This is a genomic window from Parendozoicomonas callyspongiae, from assembly GCF_023502345.1.
Classification (GTDB): Bacteria; Pseudomonadota; Gammaproteobacteria; order Pseudomonadales; family Endozoicomonadaceae; genus Sansalvadorimonas; species Sansalvadorimonas callyspongiae.
Genome location: NZ_JAMFLX010000001.1, coordinates 49835 through 76110, shown reverse-complemented (window position 1 = coordinate 76110; position 26276 = coordinate 49835). Strand labels below are relative to the sequence as shown.

The 26276-nt window shown below is 47.1% G+C and carries 18 protein-coding genes and 2 pseudogenes; 8 read left to right on the top strand and 12 right to left on the bottom strand.

The annotated features are described in order from the left end of the window. Positions 1-478 precede the first annotated feature (478 nt). The 8 genes and pseudogenes from M3P05_RS00305 (at position 479) to M3P05_RS00275 (ending at position 15702) form a co-directional block, all read left to right on the top strand. Positions 479-2647, top strand: coding sequence for a type I secretion system permease/ATPase (locus M3P05_RS00305; protein ID WP_249697228.1), 2169 nt, complete (start codon positions 479-481; stop codon positions 2645-2647). Continuing rightward, the gene (locus M3P05_RS00300) at positions 2647-4083 is read left to right on the top strand and encodes an HlyD family type I secretion periplasmic adaptor subunit (protein ID WP_249697227.1); all 1437 of its coding nucleotides are present in this window, start codon (positions 2647-2649) and stop codon (positions 4081-4083) included. The genes M3P05_RS00305 and M3P05_RS00300 overlap by 1 nt, the downstream gene beginning before the upstream one ends. A gap of 156 nt (positions 4084-4239) precedes the next feature. Continuing rightward, positions 4240-7353, top strand: coding sequence for a VCBS domain-containing protein (locus M3P05_RS00295; RefSeq protein ID WP_249697226.1), 3114 nt, complete (start codon positions 4240-4242; stop codon positions 7351-7353). A gap of 25 nt (positions 7354-7378) precedes the next feature. Continuing rightward, positions 7379-9385 (top strand): annotated as a pseudogene (locus M3P05_RS00290) (Ig-like domain-containing protein); the annotation flags it as partial. Positions 9386-9540: 155 nt separating this feature from the next. Beyond that, positions 9541-9636 (top strand): annotated as a pseudogene (locus M3P05_RS21155) (hypothetical protein); the annotation flags it as partial. Between the two features lie 43 nt (positions 9637-9679). Further along, positions 9680-13561 (top strand): VCBS domain-containing protein, encoded by a 3882-nt coding sequence (locus M3P05_RS00285; protein ID WP_249697224.1) that lies wholly within the window; start codon positions 9680-9682, stop codon positions 13559-13561. Between the two features lie 58 nt (positions 13562-13619). Continuing rightward, positions 13620-14228 (top strand): peptide deformylase, encoded by a 609-nt coding sequence (def, locus tag M3P05_RS00280; RefSeq protein ID WP_249697223.1) that lies wholly within the window; start codon positions 13620-13622, stop codon positions 14226-14228. 115 nt (positions 14229-14343) lie between these two features. Beyond that, the gene (locus M3P05_RS00275; RefSeq protein WP_249697222.1) at positions 14344-15702 is read left to right on the top strand and encodes a TolC family outer membrane protein; all 1359 of its coding nucleotides are present in this window, start codon (positions 14344-14346) and stop codon (positions 15700-15702) included. Here the strand turns inward: M3P05_RS00275 and M3P05_RS00270 are convergent. The 12 genes from M3P05_RS00270 to M3P05_RS00215 form a co-directional block, all read right to left on the bottom strand. Beyond that, the gene (locus M3P05_RS00270) at positions 15674-16003 is read right to left on the bottom strand and encodes a hypothetical protein (RefSeq protein ID WP_249697221.1); all 330 of its coding nucleotides are present in this window, start codon (positions 16001-16003) and stop codon (positions 15674-15676) included. The genes M3P05_RS00275 and M3P05_RS00270 overlap by 29 nt on opposite strands. A gap of 35 nt (positions 16004-16038) precedes the next feature. Beyond that, positions 16039-16602: a hypothetical protein gene (locus M3P05_RS00265; RefSeq protein WP_249697220.1), complete on the bottom strand. Its 564-nt coding sequence runs from the start codon at positions 16600-16602 to the stop codon at positions 16039-16041. 21 nt (positions 16603-16623) lie between these two features. Further along, positions 16624-17226 (bottom strand): NUDIX domain-containing protein, encoded by a 603-nt coding sequence (locus M3P05_RS00260; protein ID WP_249697219.1) that lies wholly within the window; start codon positions 17224-17226, stop codon positions 16624-16626. Continuing rightward, on the bottom strand, positions 17223-17786 hold the full coding sequence (locus tag M3P05_RS00255) for an adenylyltransferase/cytidyltransferase family protein (protein WP_249697218.1): 564 nt from the start codon (positions 17784-17786) through the stop codon (positions 17223-17225). Before M3P05_RS00255 ends, M3P05_RS00260 begins: the two co-directional genes overlap by 4 nt. Before the next feature lie 446 nt (positions 17787-18232). After that, positions 18233-18925 carry a tRNA (guanosine(46)-N7)-methyltransferase TrmB gene (gene trmB / locus M3P05_RS00250; protein ID WP_249697217.1) on the bottom strand — a complete coding sequence of 231 codons (693 nt, stop codon included), beginning with the start codon at positions 18923-18925 and terminating at the stop codon, positions 18233-18235. Positions 18926-19007: 82 nt separating this feature from the next. After that, a complete protein-coding gene (locus M3P05_RS00245; RefSeq protein WP_249697216.1) occupies positions 19008-19388 on the bottom strand; it encodes a DUF423 domain-containing protein in 381 nt (126 codons plus the stop codon). Between the two features lie 86 nt (positions 19389-19474). After that, on the bottom strand, positions 19475-20701 hold the full coding sequence (locus M3P05_RS00240; protein ID WP_249697215.1) for a heme biosynthesis HemY N-terminal domain-containing protein: 1227 nt from the start codon (positions 20699-20701) through the stop codon (positions 19475-19477). Continuing rightward, positions 20698-21879 (bottom strand): uroporphyrinogen-III C-methyltransferase, encoded by a 1182-nt coding sequence (locus tag M3P05_RS00235; RefSeq protein ID WP_249697214.1) that lies wholly within the window; start codon positions 21877-21879, stop codon positions 20698-20700. The genes M3P05_RS00240 and M3P05_RS00235 overlap by 4 nt, the downstream gene beginning before the upstream one ends. A gap of 80 nt (positions 21880-21959) precedes the next feature. Next, the gene (locus tag M3P05_RS00230) at positions 21960-22733 is read right to left on the bottom strand and encodes a uroporphyrinogen-III synthase (RefSeq protein ID WP_249697213.1); all 774 of its coding nucleotides are present in this window, start codon (positions 22731-22733) and stop codon (positions 21960-21962) included. Further along, positions 22730-23716, bottom strand: a complete 987-nt coding sequence (hemC, locus tag M3P05_RS00225) for a hydroxymethylbilane synthase (protein ID WP_249697212.1) — start codon at positions 23714-23716, stop codon at positions 22730-22732. Before hemC ends, M3P05_RS00230 begins: the two co-directional genes overlap by 4 nt. A gap of 56 nt (positions 23717-23772) precedes the next feature. Continuing rightward, positions 23773-24984: a glycosyltransferase family protein gene (locus tag M3P05_RS00220; protein WP_249697211.1), complete on the bottom strand. Its 1212-nt coding sequence runs from the start codon at positions 24982-24984 to the stop codon at positions 23773-23775. A 181-nt stretch (positions 24985-25165) separates the two neighbouring features. Then, positions 25166-25978 carry an HAD-IIB family hydrolase gene (locus M3P05_RS00215; RefSeq protein ID WP_249697210.1) on the bottom strand — a complete coding sequence of 271 codons (813 nt, stop codon included), beginning with the start codon at positions 25976-25978 and terminating at the stop codon, positions 25166-25168. Positions 25979-26276 lie beyond the last annotated feature (298 nt).

Genomic DNA, 26276 nt, shown 5'->3' with positions numbered 1-26276 from the left:
TTGCCCTTACTCTCAGGTGCTGACATGAAGGCATACTCTTCAGCTCTCTTCAATGTTCTTTGGATAGCGGTCCTTCTCTTTTCTTTTCAAGTTGCTGCACAAGTTTCATTCACTTTAAGCCTTGACCAACAGGAAACATCGCAAGGTCAGTGGCACCTTGAGCCGGATTCTTCTCTTTATCCTCAAGAGCACTCGGAAAATGTTCAGTTGACTCAGTAACTGATACAGATGATCCATGGAGCACCGAAGACCCTACTGTTGTCCATCTTTTGGGAAGGCTTTTGCCTCCAGCTAATAAAACCCTATGAAATGAGTTGATCTGACTGCGTCAACGGAACTTTTCCGTTATCGATAGCTTTAGGCCTTGGAAGAGGTTTAATGCCTGAATTATGACGAGAAAACTGGGTTCTTCGGACTTCTTACCTACCTGCCCCTAATCTTTCATGGAGAGTAGTTTGAACAGGATGTTCTCCCGGCCATGTCTGAAGCCGCCAAACCTCAGAAAGACTGGTCCATTCCCAGAGATGGCAGTACTCATCTGGATCCTTTACTGGATTGTCTGGTCACAATCACCCGCATTCATGGGCGCTCCAGTAGTGCTGATGCGCTTAAGCATGGGCTTCCCCTGCAGGATAACAGGCTGACTGCAGAGCTGTTTATCCGGGCAGCCGCTCGTGGAGGGTTCGCAGCCCGTCTCGTTAAAACGCCGCTGAAGAAGATTTCATCACTTGTTACCCCTGTTGTGCTCCTTCTGAAAGGGCGAAAAGCCTGTATCATGACCAATATTGATTTCAAAAGAGGCAATGCCAAGGTCATTTTCCCCGAAGCAGGCAGTGGAACACAGGATGTCAGCCTACAGCAGCTGGTCAAAGAGTATTCTGGTCATGCCTTCTTTATCAGGGAAAAGTATCAGTATGATGATCGTGCTCCGGAAACTCTTAAAATTCGCTCCAGACACTGGTTCTGGGGAACAATTACTCAATCCTGGCGGATTTACCGGGATGTTCTGCTGGCATCATTTCTTATCAATACATTTGCCATTGCCAGCCCGCTGTTTGTGATGAATGTTTACGACCGGGTTGTACCCAATAATGCGATTGATACGCTGTGGGTACTGGCTTTCGGAGCAATGATCCTGTTTACCTTCGATACAGTGCTTAAGCTAATGCGCAGCTACTTTATCGATCTTGCAGGTAGAAAGTCGGATATCCTTCTATCTGCCCGTATTTTCGAAAAAGTGCTTGGGCTATCCATGGCTTCGCGACCACAGTCCGTTGGTTCCTTTGCCAGGAATGTTCAGGAATTCGAGAGCATCAGGGATTTCATCACATCCTCAACAGTTACTGCCCTCGTCGATCTTCCATTTACTCTGATTATTTTGATGGTTGTTGGCTTTATTGGAGGGCCTTTAGCTGTAGTGCCTGCGATCGGCGCTCTGATTATTGCCCTGTATGGTTTCGCCCTGCAAAGCCCTCTTAGAAAGTCTGTGGATAAAACCGTTCGCTCTTCAGCCCAGAAGAATGCAACGTTGATTGAAGTTCTTGGGAGTGCCGAAAGTATCAAGGTGGCACGTGCTGAGAGTGAGATGCAAGCCAAGTGGGAAAAGAACGTTGGCCATATTGCCAAATGGGGCGTTCGCAGCAAGATGCTGTCTGCATCCGCTGGAACTATTGCCGCATTTATTCAACAGGTTGTGACAGTTGCTCTTGTTGTTGGTGGCGTTTATATGATTGCTGAGGGCGAACTAAGCATGGGTGGGTTAATAGCTACAGTGATGCTGTCAGGACGCTGCCTTGCTCCAATGGGGCAGGTTGCAGGACTCTCAACCCGATATAACCAGACAAAAGTTGCCCTCAATGCCCTGAACGATATTATGAAGATGCCCTCTGACAGGCCTGAGGGAAAGTCTTATGCACATCGCCCTGTGCTCAAAGGAGACATCGAATTTGAGCAGGTGAACTTCTCCTATCCTGGTCAGGAATTTAAAGCTCTCAATAATGTCAGCCTGAGAATTAAAGCTGGTGAAAAAGTAGGAATTATCGGGCGGATTGGCTCAGGTAAAACTACTGTTGAGAAAATGATTCTCGGCCTTTACCAACCTGAAAATGGTGCGGTTCGTATTGATGGTGTTGATCTTCGGCAGGTTAACCCTTCAGACCTGCGTCATAACATTGGTTGTGCCCTTCAAGACACCTGTCTTATGTACGGAACCCTTAAAGAAAATATCTCTCTTGGCGCCAGTTATATGGACGACAGTGCGATTCTTAAGGCTGCTGAAATATCAGGTGTGAAAGAATTTGCGGATCGTCACCCTGAAGGGCTTGATATGCAGGTCGGTGAACGGGGTGGAAACCTTTCCGGCGGTCAGAGGCAGAGCGTTGCAATGGCAAGAGCTATGCTGATGGACGCACCGATAGTGGTTCTCGATGAGCCGTGCAGCTCTATGGATAACACAACGGAAACCAGGTTAAGGCAAAATCTTCAGGGTTACTGTCAGAACAAGACATTGATTTTAGTTACTCACAAGGCGTCTATGCTGGACTTGGTTGATCGTCTCATTGTGATGGACCAAGGGCGAATAGTTGCTGACGGGCCAAAAGATCAGGTCTTTGCAGCTTTGCGTGAAGGTAAGTTGAGGATTTCCTAATGAGCGACAAGAAGCCAGTGCCGCTCGATCCCAAGAGAGGCAAAAAGAAACAGAGACCTCCCATACCAAAAGGGCAAAAGGCTCCTGTCACGCAATTTCCCAAGGGTGGAAAAAGAAAACAGCCTGCTTCCAGAGTTGAGCTGGAATATATGTCTGATGCTTCGGCAGCCATGTTGCTGAAGTCTCCCAGTGGCGGTCGTTTGCTGGTTGTCCTGAGTTTCCTGGCTATTGCTATTGCAATTCTTTGGGCCTGCTGGGCCGAGGTTGATGAGATTACCCGTGGTGATGGCAAGGTTGTACCCTCTTCCCGACTTCAGGTTGTACAGAATCTTGAAGGGGGAATCCTCGAAAAACTGCTGGTAAGAGAAGGTCAGCTTGTAGAGAAAGGCCAGGCTTTGATGCAGTTGGATGACACCAGCTTCAATTCAACTTTCCAGGAATCTGAGGTTGAATATTTCAGTGTGCTGGCAACGATTGCCCGCCTCAAAGCAGAAGTCGACGAGAGACGCCTGATATTCCCTGATGAAGTGAAATCCTATACAGATTTAATCAGTCGTGAGCGTGATGTCTACAACAGTCGTCGTGAAGGTCTTGAAGCGGAACTTGATATTGTTAAAGAGAAAGTCCGCCAGAGTGAGCAGGAAATGCGGGCTATGGAAACTCGCCGTGATCACCTGCAGCGGAGCTATGATCTTGGCTTAAAAGAACTTGAAATGACACGACCACTGGCTTTGAAAGGCGTTGTTTCAGAGGTTGAAATGATTCAGCTGGAACAAAGAGTTAATGATCTTCTTTCTGAATTGAATGAAGCTGAACTCAGCCTGCCCCGCTTGCAGTCAACACTTCAGGAGCAGCGTGGTCGTGAAAGGGAAGTAAAACTGAAATTCCGTGAAGAAACTCTTGAAGAACTGCGTGCTGAAGAAGTGAAACTGGCACAGTTGACACAAAGCAGAAAGTCCCTGGTAGATCAGGTTTCCAGACGTGAGGTTCGTGCTCCACTTCCCGGAATCGTGAAGAAGATTCATGTGAATACAATCGGAGGTGTGGTACAGCCGGGAATGGATTTGATTGAAATCGTGCCTGTAGAGGATGCTCTGCTGGTTGAAGCCAAGATCAATCCGAAGGATGTTGCATTCCTGCAGACGGGTGATAAGGCTATTGTGAAGCTCACAGCCTATGATTTTTCTATCTACGGAGGGCTTGAAGGCAAAGTCGATCACATCAGTGCTGATACCATTACCGATGAGCAGGGTGAGAGTTATTACATCGTCCGAATCCGTACAGAGAAAAGTCATTTAGGAACAGATAAAGAACCACTGGAAATCATTCCCGGAATGCATGCTCAGGTGGACATAGTGACTGGCAAGAAAACAATTATGTCATACCTGTTGAAACCTGTTCTAAAAGCCCGTGCCAACGCTCTGACAGAGAGATAGCTTTTGGCTTTTCCTGATAACTATTAGCAATAGCCTTTTCTTCTTTGATTACCTATCTCTAATAAGGCATCGCTTCTTACTATCTAGTCTAAAAATAAGCCCTGCCTGCCCGAAAAGCAGTAGAGGTCAAGGATTTGAAGTAGAGGGATGTTAACCATGAATCCTCAATCGACTGGACCCGCCATTGTTACCGAAATAACAGGTGAAGTTATTGCGGTTGCGCCTGATGGCAGTACAAGACCTCTTGAAGAAGGTGGCCAGTTATTGCCTGGAGAAACGATCCAGGGTGTTGATGGTGGTCAGGCGGTCATTCGCACCGCAAGTGGCGAGATTGTCCTTGTCAGCAACAACTATCTCTACCAGCCAGTTCAAGCTGTTCTTCAACCGGAAATACAACAGGCTTCTCAGGAGACTGTTGAAGAAGTCACTACAGAAAGTCAGGAAGTTATTGAAAGTCCTCCTGCCACGGAACCAGTACCGGACACTTCAAGCCCAAGCTCTGAAAGCAGTGATGGAGGGGGAAACTCAGAGTTGAGCAGGGCTGGATCTACACCGATTTTGAGCCCGGCTGTGAATTTTCTGACTCCTGCCGGTGACACGCTGTCCGATGCTGATAGTACGCCACAAAGTCGGCCTCTCTCATTTAATGCTTACGGTGGACATAACTCTGATATCTCAATCAGTAGTGGTGTCAGTGAGAGTGATCTGTCACAACCAAGAAGTTTGACCTCTACGTCAGGATCTTCAGCTCCCGTCACTGCGCCAGAGCCTGAACCAGTTATGACTCTGCGTAATGATTCCGGTGATGTTCGTATTGGGGCACAACTGCTGAATCAAACAGGTTTGCTGGGAAATGATTCTCTTCCCGAAGGCGCTCGTATAACAGCTGTGAATGGCGTAACAATTCCCAAAAACGGTGAGGTTTTGATCCAAACCACACTAGGTGGCTTAACTGTCAGCTCTTCTGGCAGCTACAGCTATAACAGCAATTCATTTGATCCCGCCACTGTTGATAGTCTGGAAGATAATTTTACCTACACCGTAACGGCCAGTGATGGTACTCAGGAAAGTGCGTCGCTGACATTGTCTCTTCATGAGACTTATAACCACTTACCTGAGTTGGAAAACCATGAGTTAAATGTCGCCTTTTCCCAATCTTCTTCAACTGTTTCTGCTCAGCCTGCGGGACTATTAGGAATGGTTGTTGATCAGGATGGCGATACAACCAGCATCACGATTGTGAACGGTGCAGTTGCAGCATCAGGAACTACCAGCATCAGTGGACAGTACGGAACGTTGATTATTGCTGCTGATGGTACATACAGCTATGTCCCACTTAACTCAGCGACACAGGGTGGAACCGACACCTTCACCTACACAGTCAGCGATGGACACGGCACTGTGACAGCAAACTTGGCTGTAAATGTTCTGGCTAATGATTTTGCTACACATGATACGGCAACAATTTATGAGTCTGAGGCAAATGGCAGCACCATTCTTGTTTATGACAATGAAGGAAACCGGCTGTTGGCCTTTGATACTGCAACGGGAGGAAGCCGGGTTCTATTTTCAGGTACTCCAAACTTCCAGGATGTGACTGTTGGTACAAACAACGTTGTTTATGGAGCCACGAACGATGCAATCTACACAATTAATATTGCAAACGGTACGGCGACCTCACTCGTAAACCACACGGTAGCAGGAACAGTAGAAGGTATAACCATGTCATCTACCGGGGTTCTGTATGCGGTCAATTCAAATGGAGTGCTTAGCTCTATTGATGTCTCTAGTGGTTTGACAACAGCTGTTGGTAACGTCAGTGGTACTCCTGTTGGTGGTATTACATGGCACAACGGTGAGATCTACATGGTTCTTAACAACAGTGTCAGTGGAGAAAACTGGCTTACCCGTGTTGATGTAAGTAGTTCGCTTGTTACACCAATAGCTCAGGTCGATGATCCCTACACTGCTTTTGCATCAATTAATGGGCAATTGAGTGCTGTCGACGCTGATGGTCAGACATTCCAGATAAATCCCCAGACAGGAGCTGCAACAGAGCTATCAAGTACTGTGGGAGAAGATGTAACCGGCGCTTCTCAGCTTGCTTTTGGACAGGTGACAGGGAATGTGATTACCAATGACACAGGGGCTGTCAGAGTTACTGCTGTTTCTGGTGCTGATGGCTTGAGTTCTTCCACCAATATCAGCGGGGAGACTATTGTTCGGGGGCAGTTCGGTGAGTTGAAAATCAATGCGGATGGTTCTTATACCTATCACCTTGATAATAACAGTCCGGCGTTAGCTGAGGTTGATTTGAATGAAACAGTTAATGATCGTTTTGTTTACATGGCCGTGAATAATCATGGTGGAACCGCCCAGAGTGTTCTGTCAGTAAACATTAATGGTGCGACTGATGTTTCTGCAGCGCATGTCCCGACTTTCTCTGATACCCAGCACGCTTATGTGTTTCATGGTGGTAGCGAATCTCAACCACTTGGCTTTACTGTTGATTCCGGTGCCAATAATCAGAGAATTACAGGTATAACTATTACAGGTCATGGTGATGCCTCAATAACGTCACCCACAACATTAACAGACGCCGGTTCGGTAACTACAAGCAACAACAGCTGGTCATGGTCGGCTTCATCAGGGAACAATGCAGGGCTTGAAAGTCTTAACGCCAGGAACGCAGGACTTACTCTTTCTAACGTAACCAGCAACTCTTCAAATGATCTGCACATTGAAGTCACAGTAACAGAATACGATGCAAATGGCGTCGCTACATCAAGCTGGACATCAACAGTCCCTTATGACGCCAAGCTTGTTCATATTGATCAGACCGTAATCGGAGATAGTGCCAACAATACCCTTACAGGCAATACGACTGATGATGAAATTATCGGTGGCGGTGGAAACGATATTCTGACTGGAGGTGGTGGAATAGATGTATTCACCTTGAATGCTTCTGATGTGGGCACCACCACTGCTCCAGCTGTAGATAGAGTGATGGATTTTGCGCTGGGGATGCAAGGAGATGTTCTCAACATTGCAGATCTGATCCCCAATACCGTATCGGCTGATAATCTGGATCAGTACCTCAGTTTCAATTTTGAAAACGGCAGCACAACGATTGGAATCAGCTCGTCTGCCAATGGTGAAGCTGTTCAGCAAATTGTTCTTCAGAATGTTGATTTATCAGCGGCACTGGGAACAGCCGATACCAGTGTCTTGATTAATAACCTTACGGATAATGGCAACCTGATGACCTAAGCACTCAGGTTATCACGGAGGATGTATGAGTAATGCCAGCCCGATTTCTCAATCCATCGTTGTTGTGAGTGTTGAAGGAACACTCACGGCAACTGATGCTGATGGAACCTACACCTACGTTGCAGCTGACGGTGCCCGGTATGATCGGGAAAGCAACCAGGGGTATCTGCGTGGTGATGCAGAAATCAATGATTTGGCGATTGGTGGTCCAATGTCAGTTGCAGCTTGGGTCAGGATTGATGATTTAAGCAACAGATGGTCTCGAATTTTCGACTTTAGTGATGGGGAAGCAGACAACAATATTTTTCTCACCCATAACAACACCAGTAATACTTTAGAGTTCAAAATTTACAACGGTCAGGGAGGCTCTGCAGACGCTTCGGTTTCTGTTTCAAATTTCTTTACTGAGGAAGGTGGTAGCTCCAGTGGCTTTATCATTTATATTCATGACAGCACTTTGTATGCCGGGGCATACAGTTCGACATCTGGTTGGTCAGGGGCTTTTCTCAGCACTGATATTTCTTCTCTGGATACCAGTCATTTCCATCAGATAACTCTCTTTTTAGATGAACCTGATGGAACATTAATTGCCTGGCTTGATGGAGCTCAGATAGGTCAAAGTACATCGGCACAATCTGTTGTTGAGCATTCTGGTCAGATCGATGGTCTAAGAATTTATGATCGAGCGTTTACCAACTCCGAAGTACAGGCCATGTTGAACTCTAATGGTGAGCTGAGTGATAGTTTCATTTACATGGTGAGTGATCAGGGTTGCGCTTCTAAAACTGCGGAAATTGATATCACTGTTCAGCGACCAATTAATGCGGCTCCAAACGCGGAAGGTGGCGTTCTTAATGTTGGTGCTGGTCAGACCGTAGCTGTTAACAGTCTGGTTTCAACGGGATTGCTTGGGAATGATCAGGATGCAGAAGGAAATGCTTTAAGTGTTACCAGAATTGGAGAAACGAATGTTTCTTCTTCCGGCACAACACCTATTCAGGGCCAATATGGAACGCTGATTGTAGCTGCAAACGGGACATACTCTTACACACCATCAAATGCTGCCACTCCAGGAGGTATTGATACCTTCACATATACAGTAAGTGATGGCACCAGTACTGCTACTGCAACGCTAACAGTCAATATGCTTGCTGACTCCTTTGCTGCTAATGATTCGGTATCAATTGTTGAGAAATTTTGCCCGGATGGAATGAGTTACCTCATTACTTCAGGTACTACTTTGGCAACTATTGATGTGGAAACTCGAGAAGTTACAACTCTGGGGAATATCACCGGTACAACACCGAGCACATCATTAGGCCATTTATATCTGGCAATGGTTGATGGCCAGCTTTATGCGCTTGGTGAAGATGCTGTTTATACAGTAGATCCGCATACTCTTGCCGCAACCGAAGTTGCAACACGCTCAATATCTGCAAGCCCTTCAGCTCTGACTGACAATCCATCTCCTTTATTTGTTCAGGATGGCCAGTTGTATGGAGTGAACGGTTCTAATGAATTGATCTCAATTAATAAGAATACCGGGGCAGTTACGAATCTGGGAACTTCGTCTGATTTGAATTATCCCGCTGACCTTGCTTACAGTTTTGACTCTGTTGTTGAAGGTAATGTATTAAGCAACGATACAAATGCTCAAAGTGTTACCAGTATTCTGGATGTTAATGGCAATGCCGTTACAGTCACTTCCGGAGGAACAACTGTTCAGACAGAATTTGGTGAGATCAATATTAAGTCTGATGGTAGTTACAGCTACACACTAAATAATACCAATGAGCAGGTTGATAGTCTGACCAGCGGGCAAACAGCAAACGACAGGTTTGTGTATACAACAGTAGATAATAATGGTGATACAGCTCAGGCAGTTTTAACTGTGCATATCAACGGAGCCGATGAAGTTGCTGTTGTTGAGAACCGGCTGGAAGGCGATGAAACTAACAATATTCTTATTGGTGGATTAAAGAATGACAGCATAAATGCCGGAGGAGGAAAGGATACCTTAACCGGCGGTGGCGGGATTGATTTCTTCATCTGGCATGACGGAGACCAGGGCGCATCAGGCTCCCCGGCAGTTGATATCGTTACAGATTTTAATGTTGGTGTTCAGGGGGGCTTGATCTTGCAGATCTTCTCCCCGATTCGGCAGCTGGTAACCTTGATCAATACTATTCATTCACTACCAGTAATGGCACGACAGTTGGTGTCAGCACATCTGCGAGCGGCTCCGTCGTTCAGCAGATACTTCCACTATTATTAATAACCTGACAAATGGTGGCAACCTTCAAACCTGATGGGATGCAGATAAGCGATGGCAAAGGTTCTTGATGTAAATGGTCATGTTGAACTAATAGAGCCTGATGGCTCTGTCAGAATCATTCAGGCTGGGGATGATATAGAGCCCCAGCAGTTGATTCGTACCGGGCTAAATAGCAACGCTTCTCTGATACTTCCTTCTGGAGAAGTTCTTCGACTGCCTTCCGGGAGTAACTTTCAGCTTCCCGGGTTTGATAATCTATCTGAGAAAACAAAATCGCTTAACTCTTCATTGCAGAAACCTTCTGATTTTCAGGAAAATACTTCCATTGAAACCAGCCTTCTTAGAAGGAGCTCTGATGAAATTTTTACATCAGATTTAAATGACTCAAAAAATGAATCTCAAGAAGGAGGTAGTCTCCAAGATCTGAGTAGTTTTGGAAAAACTCACAGCCTGCAAAGAGAAGGATTAGGGCTGGATAATTCTGGTGCGCCAACATCAAATGTTCAGTCAGATGTTGAAAAAAACATTGTTGAACCGCTTGCATCAACCACCTCATCCAACAGCCTTTATAGTGGTTTCCAACCGCAGGGTGCCTATTCGAACCCAGGTACATTTATTCTGGGAAGCCAGGTTCAAACGCTGTCCTCATCGTTTCTAAATACAGACAGTTTTTTTCAGGCTATCAGTGATAGTAGTTGGGCAAGGTATGGAAAGATCCTTAATCAACAGACGGGTATTCTTTCGAATGATATCGGGGAAGGCCTTGTTATCAAACATATTGGAAATGTCCCTTTAGCTGATGACGGCAGTGCAACAATACAAGGGGACTTTGGAACACTTACAATTCAAGCAGATGGGAGCTATAGCTATTCTGCTTTTGATATTGATTTGTACAGCGATCTGGTTGCGTTTTGGGATTTTAACCAGAGCAATGCCAGCCGAGTTGTTGATGATCGATCAGGGATGGATAGCACCAATAATATCGGTTTGCTTGGTTCCCGTTCCAAGGTGGTTGGTGGAGGAATTACTGGAAATACCCTTGATGGCCGCATTTCAGTAGAACAGTCAGTCGAGCTGAATGTCCCTAATGATGGAGGTATTGAGGAACGCTCAGTCAGCCTTTCTTTTCAACTTGAATCTCAAACTGGTCAAGGTGGCCGTCAGGTTCTTTTTCAGGAAGGTAATCAAACCACAGGATTAGTCATATATATTCATGACGGAACTCTTTATGCCGGAGCTTACAATGGTTCAGGATGGAGCGGACATTTTTTCAGTGCTGATATTTCCAGTTTCAATGCTGGGGATTGGCACAATATTACCCTGTCGTTAGATGGTCATCAGGAAACCATGGTTGCCTGGCTGGATGGAACCCGACTGGGGCAGGCGCCAGGGCAGACTCTGGATGACCATAACGGGGATTTACACATCGGGGGAAGTAGTAACAGTACATTCAGGTTTCACGATGGTAATCATACAGGATCGTTTGGCTTTGATGGTTTGATAGACAATGTCAGAGTTTATAACCGTTCTATTGGGGACTTTGAGGCACGAGTGCTGGGAAACACCAGCGGATCTATCACTGATCAGTTCAGCTATACCGCTCAGAATGCTGCTGGAGAGACTGTTACTTCAACGTTAAACATTTCACTACAGGCTTCTGATAATACGGCACCTGTTGCAGAAGATGATGCCCTATCAGTTATAGCGGGTCAAAGCGCATTAGTGAATAGCGTTAGAAGTTCGGGCTTGCTTGGCAATGACAGGGATCAGGATGACGATAGTCTGTCAGTGACTGAAGTTGCTGGTACGAGTATCCCGGATTCTGGAACTGTATCAATTGTCGGTCAGTACGGTACGTTAATAGTGTCAGCTGATGGAACTTACACATATACATCAAATAATGGTGTTTCAGGAGGAGTGACTGACGTTTTCAGCTATACCGTAAGTGATGGAACAACCACTTCTAGATCAACGCTGTCGGTAAATGTTATTGCTCAGGGGGCTGCAAATGCAGATAGCCTGACTATCACGGAGTCTCCCTGGTCAGCGTCCACTATTTTCGATGCCAGCTATGACAGTGATACATCAAGCAGTGACTTGTTAGCTATAGATATAATAACGGGAACTACCCACAATCTTGGGGTGATTCAAGGAATGCCAGAACCATGGTACTTGGATCTGGCAATGTCTGCCTCTGGCAGTCTATACGCTGTTGATAGCAAAAAACTGTACACTGTCAATCCTGATACTCTTATGGCTACTGAAATTGGCGATCATGGCGTTTTGTATGCTGGTAGCTGGGAGATATCAGGCATCACAGCTTCTCCCGACGGTACTATCTACATGCTTGATTCAAGGGGAGTCATCAGCACAATTAACCCAACCACCGGTCAGGCTACAACTGCCGCAAGTCTTGCGGACCTCGGTTATAGAAATGAGTACGTTGGTGATATTACATGGCATGATGGAGCGCTTTATTTAACGTCATCTAATTACAATGAATCGGGAACAGTTATTGAGAACAGGTATTTTATTCGAGCTGATGTGACTGGCAGCGATTTGACTTTAACTGCCCTCCCAAGTGAGAGAAATAAACTCGATATTCACACGATGGCATCTATCAATGGAGAACTTGTAGCCATAGGTTTCAATGGCCAGGCTGTTACTGTAAATACACAAACAGGAGGCCTTGAAGAGTACCTTGGCTATGTCAGCTATGAAAATCACCCAAAAGGTGGAGCCGTTATTGGAATGAGGACGATGACTGGAAATGTTCTCGACAACGATACCAATCCTCAAAGTGTCAATGCGATAACGCTTTCAGATGGAACATCCCGGGCAGTAACCAGCCACGGAACAACGATTCGTGGAATCTTTGGTATCCTCACTATAAAAAGTGATGGCAGCTATCAGTACAGGGTTGATGACCGCCTCGATGCTACTAATAACCTGGCTTCAGGGGAAACTGGGAATGATCGGTTTACGTATACGCTGACAGACACAAATGGTCAGATAAGCCAGAGTATTTTGACAGTTTATGTAAATGGAACAGATGAAGTTGATGTTGCAGAGTCATCACTTCTTACCAGCTCCATCACGATGGAGAGTGTTAATACCGACTCGGCGGTGCCTGTAGATTTTTTGGCACAGACTCCTGATGATTTTCACAAAATTACTGAAATAAGAATTATCCACCATAATGGGATTGTTTTTGATATTCCCGAAGTGTTAACAGCATCTGGGGCCATTACAGGTAACACCTCCGATAGTTCCCTTCTGGTGTGGACAGCAACTCCAGGCTCAAATGCAGGACTGGATGTCTTTAATGCTCTTTCCAGTGGATTGAGTTACACCATGGAAAATGGTGACTTTTTACAAGGCGTCTGGATGGAAATTCACACAACCACTAGTAAATATGATGCATCAGGCAATTTGACAGATAGCCTTCCAGCTGTTTCCAGTATAACGACCAACTACGTAGGGATTGATCACGCACGAATTGGTACGTCAGGGGATGATACTCTGACGGGTTCATCAGTAAGCTGGGATTACCATGATGAGTTTATAGGTGGTGCAGGTAATGACACTATGACTGGTGGTGATGGGTCTGATTTCTTTGTCTGGAGCGTTGAGGATGTAGGAACTCAGGCGTCTCCAGCAACCGATACGATAACTGACTTTAGAACCAAAGGTTCTGGAGATGTATTGGACCTGAGAGATCTTCTCCCAGAAAATGCTTCGGATAATCTGGATCAGTTTCTCAGTTTCAGCTTTGCGGGTGGTGATACCACTATTGGTGTCAGCACTTCTGCTGGTGGGCCGGTGGTCCAGAATATTGTGCTGGATGGTGTTGATCTCTCAGCTTATTTTGGCACCTCGAATGCTGCTCAGCTGGCTAACCTCCTCTCTGATCAGGGCAACCTCTTATCCTGAATCGCATAAACTTATGTCAACAGAACCTAGCAGCACAAACCGGGATGGATAGAGAATAATGAAGAGTTTACCTGAAAATCCAGATGTCCTGCTACTGGGAGAACCCTCCTTATTTGAAATTCAACCTCCTGTTCAGAAAGATGAAATAAGCCAGGAAGTCTTTCAGCATAACCTTAGTATTCTCCTTGAAAGCCAGAGACGCTGCACTGGTGTGGGAATGGCTGCTCCCCAGATAGGCTGGCCTGCGAGAGTCATGAATATAGGTATTGAGAAGTCTAATCCCCGTTATCCCTGGGCCAAAGTCTACCCGTTAGAATGCTGGATAAATCCTGAAATTGTATCTGCAAGTGAGAACTCCTCATGGGTTTGGGAAGGGTGCTTGTCTGTTCCGGGCTTCAGAGGGTGGGTTGAACGGCCAGCGGAAGTTAATGTGCGGGGCTATAACCGTGATGGAGTGCAGGTTGAAAAGGCACTGGGAGGATTTATGGCTCGTGTTTTCCTGCATGAACTGGATCATCTGGATGGACACCTTTTTCCCCACAGGGTTCAAAGTTCCAGGCTAATGATTCCAATGGGCAGCTTTGATAACCAGCAGAACTGGCCTGAAGAGTGGCCATCACCCGGCGCAAGGATAACACGGCCCGGAGAAGTTTCCGAAATCCCCTAAACTGATCATCTGAAGCCGCCGATAACAGCCTCGTATAGGGATGTGATACAGAGACGTATCTATTTCCTCCAAATGGCCAGTATCAGGTGTGGTTTTTAATCAAGGGGGTCCATGGATGGGACGCTGTTTAGCTGCAGGCAGAGGGCTTTTGGGAAGTTATCTGCTGCTTATCGTCAGTCAGTCTGGGGCTGACACCCTTCAGGAAACAATCTCCTACACCATCGAAACCAATCCCGAAGTGTTGATCAGCATGAACCGGTATCGTGCCAGCGTAGAGACCGTGGATGTTGAGAGGGCAGGTTATCTTCCAAAGCTGGGAGTCAATGGAAGTTTTGGCTGGCAGCGCAAACACAACCGGCTTCAGGCAGGAAATTCAAAAACCACAGATCGCCAGGTCGATACAGCCATATCTGTCCAGCAAATGTTATTTGATGGCTTTCGAACGCAAAACAGGCTTCAGGGGGCGGAAATGGATGCCCGCTCCCGCTCATTGCTGATGCGCTCTAGGGCGGACAGCATCGCGTTGAAGGTTGCTGAAGTCTATATGAAGGTCATTCGATCTGAGCAGCTGGTGGAGTTGTCACGCGAGAATCTGGTTGTCCATGACGAAATCTTTGACCAGATACATCAACGCACTGGCAGCGGTTTATCCAGAACTTCAGACCTGGAGCAGATACGCAGCCGCCGTGCGCGTGCCAGTGCCAATCTGGTCACAGCGATTAATAACCTTTCCAATGCCCGCTCAGAGTTCTTTAATACCGTGAACCGGAAGCCAAAATCTCTGGTTATGCCAAGGGTGGATAAAACCCTGCTTCCGGTGACTCTTGATGAAGCCATGGCTCTGGTTAGCAATAACAACCCGTCAATCCTTGCCGCAGGCTTCGATATTCGTGCATATGAATCTCAGGCAAGTGCCCTGAAAAGTAGTTTCCTGCCTCAGGTTGACCTTGAGGTTGGGCAGAGCTGGAGTGATGTACGCTCAGATATCCCCAGTTCAGACGGCCGTACAGAACAGCTTTCTGCGATAGTGAACTTCTCATATAACCTCTACAACGGGGGAGCTGATCAGGCCCGCCGTAGAGAAGCTGCATGGAAAGTTGAAGAGGCCCGGGCCAACCGGGAACTCAGCTACAGAAATGTGACCAGAGATCTTCGCCTGTCTTGGGATGCCTTTATCTACCTTGCAGGTCAGGTGAGCTATTTGAAAGAGCATATCCAGGCCAGCAGAGAAGTTGCCAGAGCTTACCAGCAGCAGTTCAGGCTGGGCAAAAGATCACTGCTTGATCTTCTGGATACAGAAAATGAGTTGTTTCAGTCCCAGCGGGACTTTATTCAGGTCGTTCATGAAGAGGTGTATTCCCGGTACCGGATTTTGCACAACACTGGCCAGCTTTTAGATAGCATGAATGTAGATCTGGGAATTGTACTCAACTCAGAAATGAACTTCAGAGCAAGCCTTTCTCAGGATCAATAAGATGCGTGGTATCGTCATTACCCCTTAACTGTTGGCGATACCAGCGGCGCTTCAGTAGTTTCTGCTGGGCAGGTTCAGGTATCTCGGTAAACTGAATCGTCTGCTTTTCAATCAGAAGCTCAATCAGATCATCCAAAACCCGAATAAACTGAATATCCAAATCCTGTGAACTGCTGTTCTGGCGTTGCAAGAACTGGCGAACCTCCTCTGAGTCCTTTTCCATTGGCTGCCACTCTGGGCTAATCTGCTTCTCCCCAACGGCAACGACTGCTCCGGTTTCATCTCTGAGACCATAAAACATGAGAGGCTTCCATAATCTGAATATATCTATTCATGTTAGACCCCAGGAATCCATTTGAACCAATCTAACCAGTCTGACTCAGCTGGAGAGCCGGTAATTGGCAGAGTTGAAAGCAGGGTATTTATCAGATTTCTGGTGACATCCAGTGGGTCTTCTTGCGGACGACCTTCACCTTGGCCGCTGGTTGTCCAGACGACTTCACCGGTCTCAATATCAGTCAATTTTAGCGTGAGGCCAACTGTAAAGCGGCCATCAGAAGAGGTTTTCCATTCATCAACTGAGCCAATCATGCCAAGTTTGACAGCATGTTGCTGGGCCCATTGATTAGCATTTTGCAGTTTGTGGGCATTGCTGATCAGGGTGGACTGATCTCCAAACTCAGTCTGAGGCGGCTGGGAGATGTTTTCGACACCGTTGGAGGCTAGAAGTACTTTCAGCATGCGTTCCAACTGAATTCCGGCCTCTTCGGAGTTTAACGATATCGCAGGCATTACAGCCCAGTTTTCCTGGCTGGGAAAACCATTCTGGTAAGGTGTTGAACTGCAACCTGCAGCAACCGCAAAGGTTAAGGCAAGTAGCGTATGCTGAATAGGTTTCATTGTGAACTGCACTCCCCGGTTTTAGTTCTGATGCTGCTTCTGTCTGTATTCCCTTAACCACTGCAGAGCAATAATTGTTGTCGCATTATTAATTGTGCCACGATCCAGCAGCTCTAAAGCATCGCCACTGGAGAGGACGTGGACTTTGATATCTTCATTTTCTTCATCAAGTCCGTGTATTCCGCCTGCACCAGTACTGTCAGTCAAACCGCAATAGAGATGGATGATTTCATTGCAGGCCCCTGGAGATGGGTAGTAACTGCTGATTGGTAAGAGTTTGGTGACAGTACAGCCAGCTTCTTCAACCGCTTCTCTTATAGCGACTTCTTCCGGATCTTCACCGGGTTCTGCTATGCCTGCTACCACTTCCAGCATCCAGGCATTATCTTTGGCAACCATGGGGCCAACTCGAAATTGTTCGATAAGAACAACTTTGTCTTGAGCATCATCATAGAGAAGAACACCTGCTGCAGGTGTTCTCATAAAAACTTCTCTGCCAAAGCTGGAACTCATACCCCCTTTGAAAAGGGTATGCCGAAGATGAAACCGAATGGCTCCAAAGAAACCTTTATACAGAGACTCTTCTTTTATGATTTCATATTTAAAGGACTTATTGTCGTTCATGCGGATGTCCGATATAAGTTTTTCTCAACTATAAGCTTCAGCACCGAAGGGGTCACCAAATTTGAGAGTTCTTGTTGGCAAGCTTTACCATTTAAGTTGTTAAGCAGGTCACGCAATTTTGAACTACGAACCGGAACTTTTTCTTCAGCGGTGAAAATCGACCACTGTTGTTCAATATCCAGATAACGGTAAAAACGTTGCCAAGTTTCTTTGGTGGCATTATCTGGTCCACGAATAAACCAAAGATCATCATTTGGATTATTCTTTTGAAGTTCTTTCAAAAGGTCATAAGTATAAACAGGCTTTCCTGAGTTCAAGGAAAGAAGATCTGCCTCAATAAGACAGATTTCAATCTGGCAGGGCAGATCAGCCAGATCTTTACAGAAAGCTTCGAGCAGGCTGGTTCGGATAGAAAATGGCTGTGACTTTTTCGAAAAAGCGTGTGCAGCACTGGGAACCAGCAATATTTTGTCAAACTCTGTTGATGCCTGGCGCAGAACATCAAGATGCCCGCGGGTTGGCGGATCAAATGCAGAACCAAAGATGCCAATGCGTTGCATGGGAAAAAGCACTATTTATTTCGTTGGAACGCCATTCTAGCGGAAAATGAACTAAGAGTTCATATACATTGGAATATTCACTCTCAATTTTATTTAAAAGTCTAGGTAGTCGTTGCATTTTGTAGCGTGCATGTACGGATTTCGTGAATTTTAATTGGGACTATTATTGCCCACGCTTTTTCATTACTCCCTGACTTCTGGTTGTAATAGTAAGCCTGACACCACCTCCCTCCTCCCCCCTCTGCTTTGGTGTCAGGCTTTTTTTTATTTCACCAAATAAAAAAATCGTTCTGTAATTATTTAATTACCTTTTGATTAAATTACTTAAATATTTATTTTTGTTAGTTATTAGCATTAAGTAATGCTTTAAAGCAGTACTTAATAAAAGGCTGTGGTTGTTTTTGTTATATAAAAAACCCGGCAATTAGCCGGGTTTAAAGAAAGATTTATTTCTTCTCAAATAATAAATCCCAAACTCCATGACCTAAACGCTGCCCGCGTTTTTCAAACTTGGTCAGGGGGCGGAAATCAGGACGCGGAGCATACTGGTTTTCTCCAGCCTGGTTTTCCCAGCCTTCAGCAGCAGACATAACTTCCATCATCTGCTCTGCATAGTTTTCCCAGTCAGTAGCCAGGTGCAGAACACCACCGGGTTTCATTTTTGGGAGAATGGAAGCAACAAACTCAGGCTGAATCAGGCGGCGTTTGTTGTGACGCTTCTTGTGCCAGGGGTCCGGGAAGTAAACCTGCATGCGGCTGATGCTGTTATCAGGGATACACTGACGCAGCACCTCTACGGCATCATCGCAGTAAGCACGCAGGTTTGAGAGGCCAGCTTTGTCAGCCTCGTTCATCAGGCTGCCAACGCCAGGGCGGTGGACTTCAATGCCGATAAAGTCTTTATCCAGCTCATTGCCTGCCATTTCAACCAGTGACAGGCCCATACCAAAGCCGATCTCAACAACGAGAGGAGCTTTCCGGCCAAAGGTATTCTCAATATCCAGAGCGCCATTTTCCAGCTTCAGGCCCTGGTGAGGAAAAATGACATCCCAGCCTCTTTGCTGGCCTGTGGTCATGCGACCAGCTCGCAGGACGAAGCTTTTAATCTTGCGGTGATGTTGGGTATCTGTGTCAGTCATGAAGGCTGCATTTGAAAGAGTACTGGGGCGCGCATTATACGAAGTTCTCCAGCAGATCAAACAGCCATGAGCGAAAAAATCCTTAGTTTTTTCTGGTGAATTTCATGGCATGAACAAACAGCATTATCCAGCCAGAAAGAAAAGCAACTCCACCGAGTGGTGTAATCATCCCAAGCTTGCTGAAACCAGTAACAACCAGAAAATAAAGGCTCCCGGAGAATAGCAAAGTACCAGCGGTGAAAAGCCGGGCCGCATATTTCAGGAATTTACCCGGTGAATGAAGAGCAAAAACTGCTATAAGGCCAATGGCGATTGTGTGAAACATTTGATAATTCACAGCCTTCTCCCAAACCTCCATCATTCTTGGTGAAAGAGAAGCGGCGAGGATATGAGCTCCAAAAGCACCCAGAGCAACGGCAAGAAAACCAAATATTGCAGTAACACCAAGGTAAAAGCGTGACATTCGATTATTTCCTGTTTTTATAAAAGTGGTATAAAAATGCCGCTAGCTCTGCAAAAAGATAGCGGCATTGATTTGTTAAGTGAGAATCAGACTTCTTCCTCGGCAGCGAGGGCCTGACCGTGTTGAAAGTACCCAGAGCTCAACTCATGCTCATCGAGTTGTGCCATTAAACGGCCCAACTCGTTATAGGTATCCAGGCTGTGTCTCAGCTGAAGACTGGCTTCCAGATACTCTCTGGACTTGCCCCAAAGCTGATCACGGGAACAGATTCTTCCCAGTGCCAGCAGTAGGTCTGGGTCATTAGGACGTTCGGCCAAAAGCTTTTCAGCAGTCAGCAACTGGCGGCCCTTGTCATCACTGTCCAGTCGCCCGTAAAGGCGGATCAGTGGTGCACTGTAAATTGCTGGCAGGTTACGGCGAATAAAGCCTTCTGCATCATCATCCGCACCTAAACGATACAGGCAGCGGGCGTAGCCATAAGCTAGTTCATGATTGCGGCGCTGGGCTTTGCTGAGAGAGTTCCAGACCACATTGGCAGGAGCAACGCGGGCAGTCTTATCTCTCTGGTTTCGACCTTTGTTCCAGGCCTGCTCAAAGAGTTCGTGGTAAATTTTTTGTTCAAGAGTTTCCAGCGCGTCGCCGTTCAACACTTTCAGCTTGCGAAGAACCGGCAAAATATCAGCAAGAGCCTGCCAGTCACCCAGTTTTTCATAAGTTTGTTTAAGCAGTTTATGAACGTAGGGATGCTTTGGTGACTTCTTGCGCAGGGAGCGAAGTGTTGCCAGAGCCTGTTCCCACTGCTTCTGGGTCATCTGGGCTTCAGCCTGGGTAATTCCGATTGCCATATAGGCGGCAGGTGCCACTTCATCAGCTTTGCGCAAGTTCTCCTTACAGGCATCCATATCGTTGTTGGCAGAAGCTGCTCTGGCTGCAACAAGGTAGCTGTAGAGAGGTGAGGCTCCCATATCGCCGGCTTTCGCCAGAAGGTTCTGGGACTGCTGCCAGTGACCATTGGCGAAGAGAATCAGACCTTTATTCGCCAGCTTCTGAGCACGGCGCTGTTTGGCCTTTGCCGAAAGTGGGTAAATCAAGCCTGCGCTGCCAATCAGCAAGCGAACTGACCCGGCAATCAGGCGAATAGCAACTACCGCAAAAACCAGAGCAAGAAGTAAAGACCAAAGGCTGCTTTCAACGGTGTAACCGTTATAGGCAATCAGAACATAACCCGGATCTTCAAAAAGATAACGGGCAGCAAAAAAGCTGCCCGCAATCAGAAGCAGGATGATAATTGCAGTGAGAGCCGTCCTTCTCATGACTTGGCCTCGCTGCTGCTGGTTCCTTCCTCTTCTTTGTCTACAGGCTCTACTGGCAGGCGCTGGCTGGCTTTCTCATCAATATATGCCTTGAGAGCAACCAGGGAACGGCTGATGTCAGGAATACGCTGCTCGACCTGGAAGTTTGCCAGCTCGGATAGTGACTCCTGCATGGATTGCATTTCCTGACCTTCATTCAGGAACCACTTGCTTAGCCAGTCGCGGGCATTCAGCAGGCTGGCACGGTATATATCAGCACGACCCTGAAGCAGGGCGACCTGAGCCTGCTCAAACATCAGACGCAGGTTCTGCCGCAGGTACATCTCCTGCTCGGGAGAAAGAAGTTCAGTAACAGATTTCTGCCCTGTTTCTCGAATACGGAATTGACCTGCAAAGCTGTTCCACATCTGTTTCGCTGCAAGAATGGCTTTATCTTGCCAGCTAAGTGGCTGAGCGGGAGCCGTGGCGGGTTCTTCAGAAACAACAGGCTCCTTTGAACCTTGGTAGGCGAGAACAGGTAGCTGCTCAATACGGCCGGAAAGTGCATTCAGCTGCAGCCAGGTTTTATCAATATCAACCGAAGCTGTGGCTTTGATATCAGCAATATCCTCAGCAAGTGCTGCACGAACATTGAACAGTCCGTATTCGTCAACAGCGACTAAAAGCTCATCAGCCTGGGCCAGGAGGGTGTGGGCACTCTTGAGGTCGTGCATGGTCAGCAGACGCTGATTAGCCAGGCGCATCAGGTATTCCGCTTCAGCCAGCTTCCAGTCATTGCGGTCGGCGCCCTGCAGGCGGTTGAAGCGCACATCCAGGTTATCCATACGGGTAACCAGACGCTGAGATTGCTGGGAAACTTCGTTTGTTCTGGCTGCTAATTCACGGGAGGCCTGATTGATGCCGACAGTAACAGCTGATTTGTTACTCTCAAGCTGGCTGTTAACCCAGTTCTGTTTGGCAATTTGTGGCCATAAAGTTTGATAACCAAACCATCCTGCTGCACCAAGACCGGCAAGAGTTACCAATGACAAAAACAGGGCAAGAACAGCGGTTTTATTGCCGGATTTGCTTTTGACAGAGCGAGGTTTTGGTTCCTGTTTCCGTTCGGTTGTACCGGTATTTTGCTCCGGGTTAACCACTTCGGTTGAAGGAGTTTGATCTGACGTCTTATCGTTCACCCTGATCCACTCGTTCTCGTTTATTTACTCGGTAATGCCACCCGGGCAAGCGCATCAGGGTGCATAACCATTCATTGATTCTATTCTTGCTTTACCAGTTGCAGTAAAGCGTTGGAAATATCCTGATTACCGGCGCTTTCACAGATAATCACATTCTGGAAGCCTTGCGTGCGGGCGTAATCTGCAACCCTGGCACTGGGCACCAGAAGGGGGACATTGTACAAAAGGTCCCCTGTGTTTTCTGACTTCATGTTGTGAAGCAGATGGGTCACTATCTGACTGCTGGTCGCGACAATAGCACCAATCTTTCGGGTTGCCACTGTCTGCTCTAACTCGCCAGAAGCGTATTTTGGGCAAACACGTCGGTAGAGCTCCAGTGAAGAGACTTTCCCTCCACGGATTGTGAGCTCATTCTCCAGTAAATCTCGCCCCCCTTCACCCTTGAGTAACAGAATCCTCTGTCCGGCAATGTTTTGCAATGCCGGAAGGGCTAATAAAGCTTCACTGGTAAATGCTGTTTCCGGACAGGAGGCTTCAATTCCAAACCGGGATAGTGCTTTTGCTGTTGATAACCCCGGTGTAAACCAGTCTGCACTGTTAGCATTTGCTGGTTTGAGTGAAAAAGTCTGCTCAGCTGAAGGGATGCTGACGACAACAACTTTGTCGAACTGGCTGATATCAGAAAGCGGAGAATCTGGTGGCAGGGATGATTGGGTATAAATAGGCTCAATTTCCACCATGGGCATGACCACCGGCTCAGCACCAAGTTTTGAAAGATGCCGAGCCAGTTTGTCAGCCTGGGGTTGAGGCCGTGTTACCAGAACGTTCAACCCATCAAGGAAGCCGCTGCTCATTCTGTGTCAGCGTTGGTTGCAGTGGAATGAGGAAGGGCTGCCAAAATTTCACCGGCACCTTGTTCCAGCAGGTGCTCGGCTGCCTGGATGCCTGCCTGTTCATACTGCTCAGCGGGGAAGGTCTGTACAGTTCTTAGAATTGAGCTTGCATCTGGCTGGCCTACAAGGCCACGCAGGTGAACCTGTTCACCCTCCAGTTCGGCAAAACTCGCAATTGGTACCTGACAACCACCATTCAGGGTGCGGTTCATTGCCCGCTCTGCCAGAACACACTTGGCTGTCTGCTCATGATGCAGAGGTTTGATCAGGTTGATGATTTCCTCATCACCGGTGCAGCACTCAATGCCAACAGCGCCCTGGCCACCGGCGGGAAGGCTGACATCTGTTTCCAGGAACTGGCGAATTCGATCTTGGAACTCCAGACGAATAAGGCCGGCTGCAGCCAGAATAATTGCGTCATACTGACCATCGTCCAGCTTTGCCAGGCGGGTGTTTACGTTGCCCCGCAGGAAATTAATGGTCAGGTCTGGACGGTGTTCCAGTATCTGGCACTGGCGGCGGAGACTTGAGGTTCCTACAACAGCACCTTGTGGCAGCTCATCGAGGGATGCGTAGGTGTTGGAAACAAAAGCATCGCGAGGGTCTTCACGCTCACAGATCACTTCCAGACCAAGCCCTTCGGGAAAGCTCATAGGAACATCTTTCATGGAGTGAACGGCAATATCGGCACGATCTTCCAGCAGAGCATGTTCCAGCTCTTTAACAAACAGACCTTTGCCACCGATCTTGGCCAGAGGGGCATCAAGCAGTTTATCGCCACGGCTGACCATAGTGACCAGCTCTACAGTCAGGCCGGGGTGCAGCTCCTCAAGCTTCCCTTTTACATATTCAGCCTGCCAGAGTGCCAGTGCACTCTTACGGGTTGCGATTCGCAAAGTGCGGGGTGCCTGTTGCGTGGTGGAGTCAGCCTTTCCGGTCATCATACGTCGAACTTCGATAGGTGGTCGGGCTGCTTATAATACGGCAGTTTGACTTGAATTTAACTGTTATCGAGTTCTATCGCATCATAAAGCCGTTCCAGAAAGTCAGGAATCGCTGAAACAACCCTGTTCCAGCTGGGAATAAATGGTTTTTCCATAGGTCTTTCTAGGAACTGGGAGCCTGCATCAATAATATTTTTGGCAAACAATTCAACAGCTTGTTCTTCGCTATGCCGGTCAACCCGCAGGCCATTCATAATGCCATCGTTGTAATAGGTTTCAATGAAATCCAGAGCTATCCGGTAGTAGGTAGCTTTTATCGTTCGGAAGGCTTCCTGATTAAACTCAACACCTGTTGTGGCCAGTTTACGGAACATGGCTTTGATGATGTCTGTGCTCATTCTGGACAGGCCGGTTTCGGGATTATCTTTGGAAAGAGGCTGGTGTTTGTGGTCGTAGGTGTCGGCAATATCAACCTGGCATATCCGGCGGGTCGAGTAGTTGCGTTTCACTTCCGTCAGCATGCCGATCTCCAGCCCCCAGTCGCTGGGAATCCGGATATCGTTGAAAACATGGGCTCGCATGGAAAATTCACCAGCCAGCGGATATCGGAAGCTGTCGAGATAATCCAGATAATCGTGGACTCCAATTGTTTTTTTCAGAGCCCGGAGCAATGGTGTGACGAGGAGGCGACTGACCCGGCCATTCAGGTTCTGCCCGGCCACCCGGGCGTAATAACCTTTGCAGAAGGTATAGTTGAATGCTGGGTTGGCAACGGGGTAAAACAGCCGGGCCAGCATTTCCCTGTTATAGGTAACAATATCGCAATCATGTAGCGCAACTGCTTCAGCTTTTGCTGAAGCAAGGATATAGCCGTAGCAATACCAGACATTTCTCCCTTTGCCCGGCTGTGATGGGGCGAGCCCTTCATTTTGAAGCAGCTTATCCAGTTCGCGAAGGCGGGGGCCATCATTCCAGAGAATGCGATGATGCTGTGGCAACTTACCAAAGAACTTCCGAGCGTTTTCAAACTGTTGTTTATCTGCTCTATCAAGTCCAACAACAATTTCAGTCAGATAAGGTACTTCACAGAGTTCATCTACAATATTGCCAAGTGCCGGGCCCTCAAGCTCAGAATAGAGTGATGGCAAAACCAGTGACATGGGCCGCAGGCGGGAGAAAGTGACAAGTTCCTGTTCCAGTTCCTGCAGACTCCTTGTGCGCAGGTTGTGCAGGTTGGTGATAACACCGTTCTGATAGAAGTCGCCCATCGTTTTCTCCTTGTATTTATCAACCCACAAACTGCCATCTGCATAAGATTGTTATCGCTATTAATGTCAGAGTTATGACAGAAGTGCTGGCAGCATAGTCTCAGAAAGTGCAAAAGACAGGCCGGGTTTTTAAAAACGGAGAAACATTACAGGATAAATGACTGAAACATTCTGGAACTGGTTACAACAGCTCATGCACCAGATTGATCACCGATCTATTCCAGCCTGCAGGGCCGGGTGCATCTGTTATGGAAATATTCTCAATATTGCTCGTATCTGGTGCATTGCCATGCATTGGGCGCACCAAAATCGGGTGGTCAACTTTGTTCAGCATGGGAAGATCGTTAATGCCGTCTCCCAGTCCGATGGTAATGAAATGGTGATCAGGAAACTCGGCATGGAAATAATCAGCCAGCCAGTGAACGGCCAACCCTTTATCTCCAACGCTGAAGACATGGTAAAAACGTCCACCAACTGTTAGCTGCATATTTCGTGCTGCCAGCAATCGTTTGAATGTTTCCAGATTTTCATCTGTATCAGCCCAGACAATGGGTTCGCTGCAGTCCCTGTCTTTGGCCATAACGGCTTCATCAGCTGAAAGCCCCGTCAGGTGTGCGACTTCTTTAGCAGCCATGTCACCAAAGCCAGTAAACTCAAAACCGTACTCTGCACGAATGCTGGCCAGCACCTGCCGTATCTGGGTATAGAGCAGCCCGAAGAAAGTGGTATGAACTGTCTTTTTCTTTTCCCCCTGAAAGTATCCGTCGGGTACGGAAAGGCAACTGCCGTTTTCCGTAGCAAAAGGATGGTTATTGTGGAGTTTTCGGCGAAGTTTGATGGTCTCTGACCGGGTTTTGCTGGTATTGAAAATCAGTGGGATATTGTTTTCTTCAAGAAGTGCCAGAGCTTCTGATGCAGGCTCAGTACTGTAGCTGTTGTGATCCAGAAGTGTTCCATCAAGGTCTGTAAAAACCAGCAGTCTGTTTTTATTCATAGCTGTTTCACCCATGGCGGTTTGACCCACTCTGATAGAAGCGTTGATTTCTATCTACCATGCCAGGAGCCTGTTTAGCCATGCAGTCAGTTTAACTCGACTCAACTGGGGAGATGGGGAGAGTTATTGACTTAAGAGCACAGACTCTTGAATCCGAACAAATAAAGAACACACACTCATATTTTTGGCGCTGGCTGAAGGTAAATTAATAGACAAAATCACTGACTTTATCGCTGATCTTATTCAATATTGCATAATAAATCCCAGTAAAACAGTCTTTTATAATTTACGTAACCAC

Excerpts from the sequence above, each read along its gene's own strand:
- M3P05_RS00295 (WP_249697226.1), top strand. The coding sequence starts at position 4,240 with ATGAATCCTCAATCGACTGGACCCGCCATTGTTACCGAAATAACAGGT.
- M3P05_RS00265 (WP_249697220.1), bottom strand. The coding sequence starts at position 16,602 with ATGAAACCTATTCAGCATACGCTACTTGCCTTAACCTTTGCGGTTGCT.
- M3P05_RS00220 (WP_249697211.1), bottom strand. The coding sequence starts at position 24,984 with ATGGGCGACTTCTATCAGAACGGTGTTATCACCAACCTGCACAACCTG.
- M3P05_RS00260 (WP_249697219.1), bottom strand. The coding sequence starts at position 17,226 with ATGAACGACAATAAGTCCTTTAAATATGAAATCATAAAAGAAGAGTCT.
- hemC (WP_249697212.1), bottom strand. The coding sequence starts at position 23,716 with ATGATGACCGGAAAGGCTGACTCCACCACGCAACAGGCACCCCGCACT.
- M3P05_RS00305 (WP_249697228.1), top strand. The coding sequence starts at position 479 with ATGTCTGAAGCCGCCAAACCTCAGAAAGACTGGTCCATTCCCAGAGAT.
- M3P05_RS00215 (WP_249697210.1), bottom strand. The coding sequence starts at position 25,978 with ATGAATAAAAACAGACTGCTGGTTTTTACAGACCTTGATGGAACACTT.
- M3P05_RS00255 (WP_249697218.1), bottom strand. The coding sequence starts at position 17,786 with ATGCAACGCATTGGCATCTTTGGTTCTGCATTTGATCCGCCAACCCGC.
- M3P05_RS00270 (WP_249697221.1), bottom strand. The coding sequence starts at position 16,003 with ATGTTTTATGGTCTCAGAGATGAAACCGGAGCAGTCGTTGCCGTTGGG.
- M3P05_RS00275 (WP_249697222.1), top strand. The coding sequence starts at position 14,344 with ATGGGACGCTGTTTAGCTGCAGGCAGAGGGCTTTTGGGAAGTTATCTG.
- M3P05_RS00285 (WP_249697224.1), top strand. The coding sequence starts at position 9,680 with ATGGCAAAGGTTCTTGATGTAAATGGTCATGTTGAACTAATAGAGCCT.
- M3P05_RS00240 (WP_249697215.1), bottom strand. The coding sequence starts at position 20,701 with ATGAGAAGGACGGCTCTCACTGCAATTATCATCCTGCTTCTGATTGCG.
- M3P05_RS00245 (WP_249697216.1), bottom strand. The coding sequence starts at position 19,388 with ATGTCACGCTTTTACCTTGGTGTTACTGCAATATTTGGTTTTCTTGCC.
- trmB (WP_249697217.1), bottom strand. The coding sequence starts at position 18,925 with ATGACTGACACAGATACCCAACATCACCGCAAGATTAAAAGCTTCGTC.
- M3P05_RS00300 (WP_249697227.1), top strand. The coding sequence starts at position 2,647 with ATGAGCGACAAGAAGCCAGTGCCGCTCGATCCCAAGAGAGGCAAAAAG.
- def (WP_249697223.1), top strand. The coding sequence starts at position 13,620 with ATGAAGAGTTTACCTGAAAATCCAGATGTCCTGCTACTGGGAGAACCC.
- M3P05_RS00230 (WP_249697213.1), bottom strand. The coding sequence starts at position 22,733 with ATGAGCAGCGGCTTCCTTGATGGGTTGAACGTTCTGGTAACACGGCCT.